This window comes from Citrobacter sp. wls718 (assembly GCF_005280945.1).
Taxonomy (GTDB): domain Bacteria; phylum Pseudomonadota; class Gammaproteobacteria; order Enterobacterales; family Enterobacteriaceae; genus Citrobacter; species Citrobacter gillenii.
In genome coordinates this window covers 30,367-38,303 of the sequence record NZ_SZWV01000061.1, presented here as the reverse complement: position 1 = coordinate 38,303, position 7,937 = coordinate 30,367, and the positions used below count along the sequence as shown (strand labels likewise).

Sequence of the window (7,937 nt, the reverse complement as noted above, 5' to 3'; positions counted from 1 at the left end):
GGAGCTTACTGAAGTAAGTGACTGAGGTGAGCGGACGCAGCCAACGCAGAGGCAGTTTGAAGGATGAAGTGTATACACTGGGATCGCTGAATTAGAGATCGGCGTCCTTACATTCTTAACACTTTGGAGTTTTAAAATGTCTCTAAGTACTGAAGCTACAGCTAAAATTGTTTCTGAGTTTGGTCGTGATGCAAACGACACCGGTTCTACCGATGTTCAGGTTGCTCTGTTAACTGCACAGATTAACCACCTGCAGGGTCACTTCTCTGAACACAAAAAAGATCACCACAGCCGTCGTGGTCTGCTGCGTATGGTTTCTCAGCGTCGTAAACTGCTCGACTACCTGAAGCGTAAAGATGTTGCACGTTACACTGCGCTGATCGAGCGTCTGGGTCTGCGTCGCTAAGTCTTTCGAGTTTCAGAAAGAGGGGGCCTTCATGGCCCCTTTTTTCCAGCAGATGGCAGCAATTCGCTGGAAACTAATGTATTGTTGCTATGAATGATCTTCCGTCGCAGAGGTTCGCGCGGCTAATGAGAGGCTTTACCCAATACGCGTGGGTTAGGGTTGTCATTAGTCGCGAGGATGCGCAGAAGGTCGGGTATTAACGATGGCGTGTATAAATACGCCGTTAAAAAAAGAGAAAGGATATTATTTTGCTTAATCCGATCGTTCGTAAATTCCAGTACGGCCAACATACCGTAACGCTGGAAACCGGCATGATGGCTCGTCAGGCTACTGCTGCTGTTATGGTTAGCATGGATGACACCGCGGTATTTGTGACCGTTGTTGGTCAGAAAAAGACCAAGCCAGGCCAGGATTTCTTCCCGCTGACCGTTAACTATCAGGAGCGTACCTACGCTGCTGGCCGTATCCCGGGTAGCTTCTTCCGTCGTGAAGGCCGTCCGAGTGAAGGCGAAACCCTGATCGCGCGTCTGATTGACCGCCCGGTTCGTCCGCTGTTCCCGGAAGGTTTCATCAACGAAGTTCAGGTTATTGCGACCGTTGTCTCCGTTAACCCGCAGGTTAACCCAGATATCGTGGCAATGATCGGCGCATCCGCTGCGCTGTCCCTGTCTGGTCTGCCGTTCAACGGCCCGATCGGTTCTGCTCGTGTTGGTTATATCAATGACCAGTATGTACTGAACCCGACTCAAGACGAACTGAAAGAAAGCAAGCTGGACCTGGTTGTTGCCGGTACTGAAGCTGCCGTACTGATGGTTGAATCCGAAGCTGAACTGCTGAGCGAAGACCAGATGCTGGGCGCTGTCGTATTCGGTCACGAACAGCAGCAGATTGTTATCAAAGAAATCAACGAGCTGGTTAAAGTCGCTGGCAAGCCGCGTTGGGACTGGCAGCCAGAAGCTGTCAACGAAGCGCTGAATGCACGCGTTGCCGCGCTGGCAGAAACGCGTTTGAGCGATGCTTACCGTATCACCGACAAACAAGAGCGTTATGCTCAGGTTGACGTGATCAAATCTGAAACCATCGCTCAACTGGTTGCAGAAGACGAAACCCTGGACGCTAACGAACTGGGTGAAATCCTGCACGCTATCGAGAAAAACGTCGTTCGTAGCCGCGTACTGGCAGGCGAGCCGCGCATCGATGGCCGCGAAAAAGACATGATCCGTGGTCTGGACGTGCGTACTGGCGTACTGCCGCGTACTCACGGTTCCGCACTGTTCACCCGTGGCGAAACTCAGGCGCTGGTTACTGCGACCCTGGGCACCACCCGTGATGCGCAGAACCTCGACGAACTGATGGGCGAGCGTACTGACAACTTCCTGTTCCACTACAACTTCCCTCCGTACTGCGTAGGCGAAACCGGTATGGTCGGTTCTCCGAAGCGTCGTGAGATTGGTCACGGCCGTCTGGCGAAACGCGGCGTGCTGGCAGTGATGCCGGAACTGGACAAATTCCCGTACACCGTACGTGTTGTGTCTGAAATCACCGAATCCAACGGTTCTTCTTCCATGGCTTCCGTGTGCGGTGCTTCTCTGGCACTGATGGACGCAGGCGTGCCGATCAAAGCCGCTGTTGCGGGTATCGCGATGGGTCTGGTGAAAGAAGGCGATAACTTTGTGGTTCTGTCTGACATTCTGGGTGACGAAGATCACCTGGGCGACATGGACTTTAAAGTGGCGGGTTCCCGCGATGGTATCTCTGCACTGCAGATGGATATCAAAATCGAAGGTATCACCAAAGAGATCATGCAGGTTGCTCTGAACCAGGCTAAAGGTGCGCGTCTGCACATCCTGGGCGTGATGGAACAGGCGATCAATGCGCCGCGCGGCGACATCTCTCAGTTCGCTCCGCGTATCCACACCATTAAGATCAGCCCGGACAAAATCAAAGACGTTATCGGTAAAGGCGGTTCTGTTATCCGTGCTCTGACCGAAGAAACCGGCACCACCATCGAAATCGAAGATGATGGTACTGTGAAGATCGCGGCGACCGACGGTGAAAAAGCGAAATATGCTATCCGTCGTATCGAAGAGATTACTGCAGAAATCGAAGTTGGCCGTATCTACAATGGTAAAGTGACCCGTATCGTTGACTTTGGCGCATTCGTTGCCATCGGTGGCGGTAAAGAAGGTCTGGTACACATCTCTCAGATCGCTGACAAGCGCGTAGAGAAAGTGACCGATTACCTGCAGATGGGTCAGGAAGTACCGGTTAAAGTTCTGGAAGTTGATCGCCAGGGCCGCGTACGTCTGAGCATTAAAGAAGCAACTGAGCAGTCTCAGCCAGCAGCTGCGCCGGAAGCACCGGCAAGCCTCGGCGAGTAAGGTTGCCATTGCCCTCCGCGTGAGCGGGGGGCCTTTAACCCGGCAGGAAGCCTTGTTAGCAACCGGGGAACAGGACGTTCATTCAATCGTTGTCTTCGGGAGTGGGAAATGAAGCCTTTTTTGCGCTGGTGTTTCGTTGCGACAGCACTCACGCTGGCTGGATGCAGTAATTCCGCCTGGCGTAAGAGTGAAGTCCTCGCAGTACCACTGCAACCGACTTTACAGCAGGAAGTGATTCTGGCACGTATGGAACAAATTCTTGCCAGTCGGGCTTTAACCGATGACGAACGCGCACAGCTTTTATATGAGCGCGGAGTGTTGTATGATAGTCTCGGTCTGAGGGCACTAGCGCGAAATGATTTTTCACAAGCGTTGGCAATCCGACCAGATATGCCTGAAGTATTCAATTACTTAGGTATATATTTAACGCAGGCAGGCAATTTTGATGCTGCCTATGAAGCGTTTGATTCTGTACTTGAGCTTGATCCAACTTACAACTACGCGCACTTAAATCGCGGTATCGCATTGTATTACGGCGGTCGTGACAAGTTAGCGCAAGATGATCTGCTAGCGTTTTATCAAGACGATCCCAATGATCCATTCCGCAGTCTGTGGCTGTATCTCGCCGAGCAGAAGCTCGATGAGAAGCAGGCTAAAGAAGCGTTAATACAGCGCTTCGAGAAATCGGATAAAGAGCAATGGGGATGGAGCATTGTCGAGTTCTACCTGGGCAACATTAGCGAAGCAACGCTGATGGAGCGCCTGAAGGCGGACGCAACGGATAACACCTCGCTCGCTGAGCATCTCAGTGAAACCAACTTCTATTTAGGTAAGTACTACCTAAGTCTGGGGGATTTGGACAACGCTACGGCATTGTTCAAACTGGCGGTGGCTAACAACGTTCATAACTTTGTTGAGCACCGATACGCATTGTTGGAATTATCGCTCCTGGGCCAGGACCAAGATGACCTGGCAGAATCGGACCAGCAATAGCTGACGTACACATCAGCCCGTAATCTTTTTTGATTGCCATCACCTTCACCGGTGAGGGCGTTGTTGTTCGTTAATACACCTACTTTGAGCCGGTTCACACTTTTCAATGAAAATTGCAGATCAATTTCATGATGAGTTATGTAGACTGGCCGCCATTAATTTTGAGGCACACGTACTACATGGCTGAATTCGAAACCACTTTTGCAGATCTGGGCCTGAAGGCTCCTATCCTTGAAGCCCTTACCGATCTGGGTTACGAAAAACCATCTCCAATCCAGGCAGAGTGCATTCCGCATCTGCTGGGCGGTCGCGATGTTCTGGGTATGGCCCAGACCGGTAGCGGCAAAACTGCAGCGTTCTCCTTACCGCTGCTCAACAATCTTGATCCTGAGCTGAAGGCACCTCAGATTCTGGTGCTGGCACCGACCCGCGAACTGGCGGTTCAGGTTGCAGAAGCCATGACGGATTTCTCTAAACATATGCACGGCGTGAACGTGGTAGCCCTTTACGGCGGCCAGCGTTATGACGTGCAGTTACGTGCCCTGCGTCAGGGCCCGCAGATCGTCGTCGGTACGCCGGGTCGTCTGCTGGATCACCTGAAGCGCGGTACCCTGAACCTCTCTAAACTGAGCGGTTTAGTGCTGGACGAAGCCGATGAAATGCTGCGTATGGGCTTCATCGAAGACGTTGAAACGATTATGGCGCAGATCCCGGAAGGTCATCAGACCGCTCTGTTCTCTGCAACCATGCCGGAAGCGATTCGCCGTATTACCCGCCGCTTTATGAAAGAGCCGCAGGAAGTACGCATTCAGTCCAGCGTCACCACGCGTCCTGACATCAGCCAGAGCTACTGGACTGTCTGGGGCATGCGTAAAAATGAAGCGCTGGTGCGTTTCCTGGAAGCAGAAGATTTTGATGCGGCGATTATCTTCGTTCGTACCAAAAATGCGACCCTGGAAGTGGCAGAAGCGCTGGAGCGTAGCGGCTATAGCAGCGCTGCACTGAACGGCGACATGAACCAGTCCCTGCGTGAGCAGACTCTGGAACGTCTGAAAGACGGCCGTCTGGATATTTTGATTGCAACCGACGTTGCGGCCCGTGGCCTGGACGTTGAGCGTATCAGCCTGGTTGTTAACTATGACATCCCGATGGACTCCGAGTCTTACGTTCACCGTATCGGCCGTACCGGTCGTGCGGGTCGTGCTGGCCGTGCGCTGCTGTTCGTTGAGAACCGTGAGCGTCGTCTGCTGCGTAACATCGAACGCACCATGAAGCTGACCATTCCGGAAGTTGAACTGCCGAACGCAGATCTGCTGGGCAAACGCCGTCTGGAAAAATTCGCCGCGAAAGTACAGCAGCAGCTGGAAAGCAGCGATCTGGATCAGTACCGTGCTCTGCTGGCGAAAATGCAGCCGGAAGAAGAGCTGGATATCGAAACGCTGGCCGCAGCACTGCTGAAAATGGCACAGGGTGAACGTCCGCTGATCGTGCCACCAGATGCACCGATGCGTCCTAAGCGCGAATTCCGCGACCGCGATGAACGTGCTCCACGTGGCGATCGTAACGATCGTGGCCCGCGTGGTGACCGTCCGGAACGCGGTGGTGAAGACCGTCCGCGTCGTGAACGTCGTGACGTTGGCGATATGCAGCTGTACCGCATTGAAGTGGGTCGTGATGACGGTGTTGAAGTACGTCATATCGTTGGCGCTATCGCTAACGAAGGTGACATCAGCAGCCGTTACATCGGTAACATTAAGCTGTTCGGTACGCACTCCACCATCGAACTGCCGAAAGGTATGCCGGGCGACGTGCTGCAGCACTTTACCCGTACTCGCATCCTGAACAAGCCGATGAACATGCAGCTGGTTGGCGATGCAGTACCGCACACTGGTGGTGAGCGTCGTGGCGGCGGCGGTGGTCGTTTCAGCGGCGAACGTCGTGAAGGTGGTCGTGGCGAAAACCGTGGTAACAGCACTGAGCGTCGTGAAGGTGGCCGTGGTGATGGTCGTCGTTTCAGTGGCGAACGTCGTGAAGGCAGCCGTGCTCCACGTCGTGACGATGCTTCCGCTCCGCGTCGTGATGACTCCGCAGGTCGTCGTCGTTTCGGCGGTGACGCATAAGCCTCTTGGCTTCATAGCTGTAAAGTAAAATATACAGCCCCGATCTTAACGGTCGGGGCTTTTTTTATTTCTTTTGTACTCGTGTACTGGTACAGTGCAGCGCATTGAACTGTATTAGCTAATTTTAACCCTAAATAATTCGAGTTGTAGGAAGGCGGCAAACGAGGACATTCCAGGAGCTTGCTCAAGTAAGTGACTGGGATGGCGGAGTGCAGCCAAGGCATCTACAGCTTGAAGTATGACGGGTAAATACACTGGAGATCAGGCTAAATGGCAACACTAACCACCACCCAAACGTCACCATCGCTGCTTGGCGGCGTGGTGATTATCGGCGGCACCATTATTGGCGCGGGGATGTTTTCTCTGCCCGTGGTCATGTCCGGGGCGTGGTTCTTCTGGTCAATGGCGGCACTGATCTTTACCTGGTTCTGCATGCTGCATTCCGGGCTGATGATCCTCGAGGCTAACCTCAATTATCGTATTGGTTCGAGCTTCGATACCATCACCAAAGATCTGCTAGGCAAAGGCTGGAACGTTGTCAACGGCATCTCGATTGCGTTCGTACTGTATATCCTGACCTATGCGTATATCTCGGCGAGCGGCTCGATTCTGCACCATACCTTTGCCGAGATGTCGCTGAACGTCCCGGCGCGAGCGGCAGGGTTTGGCTTCGCGCTACTGGTGGCGTTTGTGGTGTGGTTGAGTACCAAAGCGGTGAGCCGCATGACGGCTATCGTGCTGGGTGCGAAGGTGATCACCTTCTTCCTGACCTTCGGCAGCCTGATGGGACATGTATCCCCAACCACGCTGTTTAACGTCGCAGAAAGCAATGCGTCGTACACACCGTATCTGCTGATGACGCTGCCGTTCTGTCTGGCATCCTTTGGTTATCACGGTAACGTACCGAGTCTGATGAAGTATTACGGTAAAGATCCGAAGACCATCGTGAAGTGCCTGGTGTACGGCACGTTGCTGGCGCTGGTGCTATACACCGTATGGTTGCTGGGGACGATGGGCAATATTCCACGCCCGGAATTCATTGGCATTGCTAAGCAGGGCGGTAACATTGATGTACTGGTACAGGCGCTGAGTGGGGTGCTGAACAGCCGCAGTCTGGACCTGCTGCTGGTGGTGTTCTCCAACTTTGCCGTGGCGAGTTCGTTCCTTGGCGTGACGCTGGGCCTGTTCGACTATCTGGCGGATCTGTTTGGTTTTGATGACTCAGCAATGGGGCGTTTGAAAACCGCTTTACTGACCTTTGTCCCACCGATTGTCGGTGGCCTGCTGTGGCCGAACGGCTTCCTGTACGCCATTGGCTATGCAGGGCTCGCGGCCACTATTTGGGCGGCCATTGTGCCGGCGCTGCTGGCACGTAAATCCCGCAAGCGGTTTGGTAGCCCGAAATTCCGCGTCTGGGGTGGCAAGCCGATGATTGCGCTGATTCTGGTGTTCGGTGTCGGCAACGCGGTTATCCATATCCTGTCGAGCGTTAATTTGTTGCCGGTGTATCAGTAAGTAGCGTGCCGGATGGCGGCTACGCCTTATCCGGCCTACTCGAACCCGTAGGCCCGGTAAGCGTAGCGCTACCGGGCAACCTAGACCTACCCAACCAACTCCTCTTTCACCTGCATCGCCAACTCAAACGAATGCAGGCGTGCCTGATGGTCAAAAATCTGCCCGTTAACCATAATCTCATCGGCCTGGGTTTCACGCAGGATTGACTCCAGCCCGTGACGCACTTTCGCTTTGTCCCCCACCAGCGACATGCTTAATGCCTGCTGTACGCCATATTGCTCGGATGCGGACCACAGCTGATGCATATTCTCCACCGGCGGTGGGAGTTGTCCGGTTTCACCCCGACGCAGTTTCATAAACGCCTGCTGCATAGAGGTGAAGAGAAACTCAGCGTCGCGATTGCTGTCGGCAGCGATGATGTTGATGCATATCATCGCATACGGTGTTGCCAGACGCGTGGAGGGTTTGAACTGAGTGCGATAAAGATGCAGCGCCTGGTGCAGCATATCCGGGGCGAAGTGG

6 protein-coding genes and 1 pseudogene are annotated in these 7,937 nt (G+C 53.7%); 6 read left to right on the top strand and 1 reads right to left on the bottom strand.

Features of this window, described 5'->3' with window-relative positions; all coding sequences use genetic code 11:
* Nucleotides 1–136 precede the first annotated feature (136 nt).
* The 6 genes from rpsO to mtr all read left to right on the top strand — a co-directional run bounded on the left by rpsO (nucleotide 137) and on the right by mtr (nucleotide 7,415).
* A complete protein-coding gene (gene rpsO / locus FDW95_RS12185; protein WP_096755535.1) occupies nucleotides 137–406 on the top strand; it encodes a 30S ribosomal protein S15 in 270 nt (89 codons plus the stop codon).
* A 248-nt stretch (nucleotides 407–654) separates the two neighbouring features.
* The gene (pnp, locus tag FDW95_RS12180; RefSeq protein ID WP_096755536.1) at nucleotides 655–2,787 is read left to right on the top strand and encodes a polyribonucleotide nucleotidyltransferase; all 2,133 of its coding nucleotides are present in this window, start codon (nucleotides 655–657) and stop codon (nucleotides 2,785–2,787) included.
* Nucleotides 2,788–2,895: 108 nt separating this feature from the next.
* The gene (gene nlpI / locus FDW95_RS12175) at nucleotides 2,896–3,780 is read left to right on the top strand and encodes a lipoprotein NlpI (protein WP_137363515.1); all 885 of its coding nucleotides are present in this window, start codon (nucleotides 2,896–2,898) and stop codon (nucleotides 3,778–3,780) included.
* Nucleotides 3,781–3,886: 106 nt separating this feature from the next.
* Nucleotides 3,887–3,967, top strand: a complete 81-nt coding sequence (gene yrbN, locus FDW95_RS12170) for a protein YrbN (protein WP_010723222.1) — start codon at nucleotides 3,887–3,889, stop codon at nucleotides 3,965–3,967.
* Complete coding sequence (locus FDW95_RS12165) at nucleotides 3,960–5,900, top strand: DEAD/DEAH family ATP-dependent RNA helicase (protein ID WP_137363514.1); 1,941 nt, start codon at nucleotides 3,960–3,962, stop codon at nucleotides 5,898–5,900. Before yrbN ends, FDW95_RS12165 begins: the two co-directional genes overlap by 8 nt.
* Before the next feature lie 270 nt (nucleotides 5,901–6,170).
* The gene (gene mtr, locus FDW95_RS12160) at nucleotides 6,171–7,415 is read left to right on the top strand and encodes a tryptophan permease (protein WP_096755539.1); all 1,245 of its coding nucleotides are present in this window, start codon (nucleotides 6,171–6,173) and stop codon (nucleotides 7,413–7,415) included.
* An 86-nt stretch (nucleotides 7,416–7,501) separates the two neighbouring features.
* Here the strand turns inward: mtr and FDW95_RS23790 are convergent.
* Nucleotides 7,502–7,937: pseudogene (locus FDW95_RS23790) on the bottom strand (LLM class flavin-dependent oxidoreductase); the annotation flags it as partial.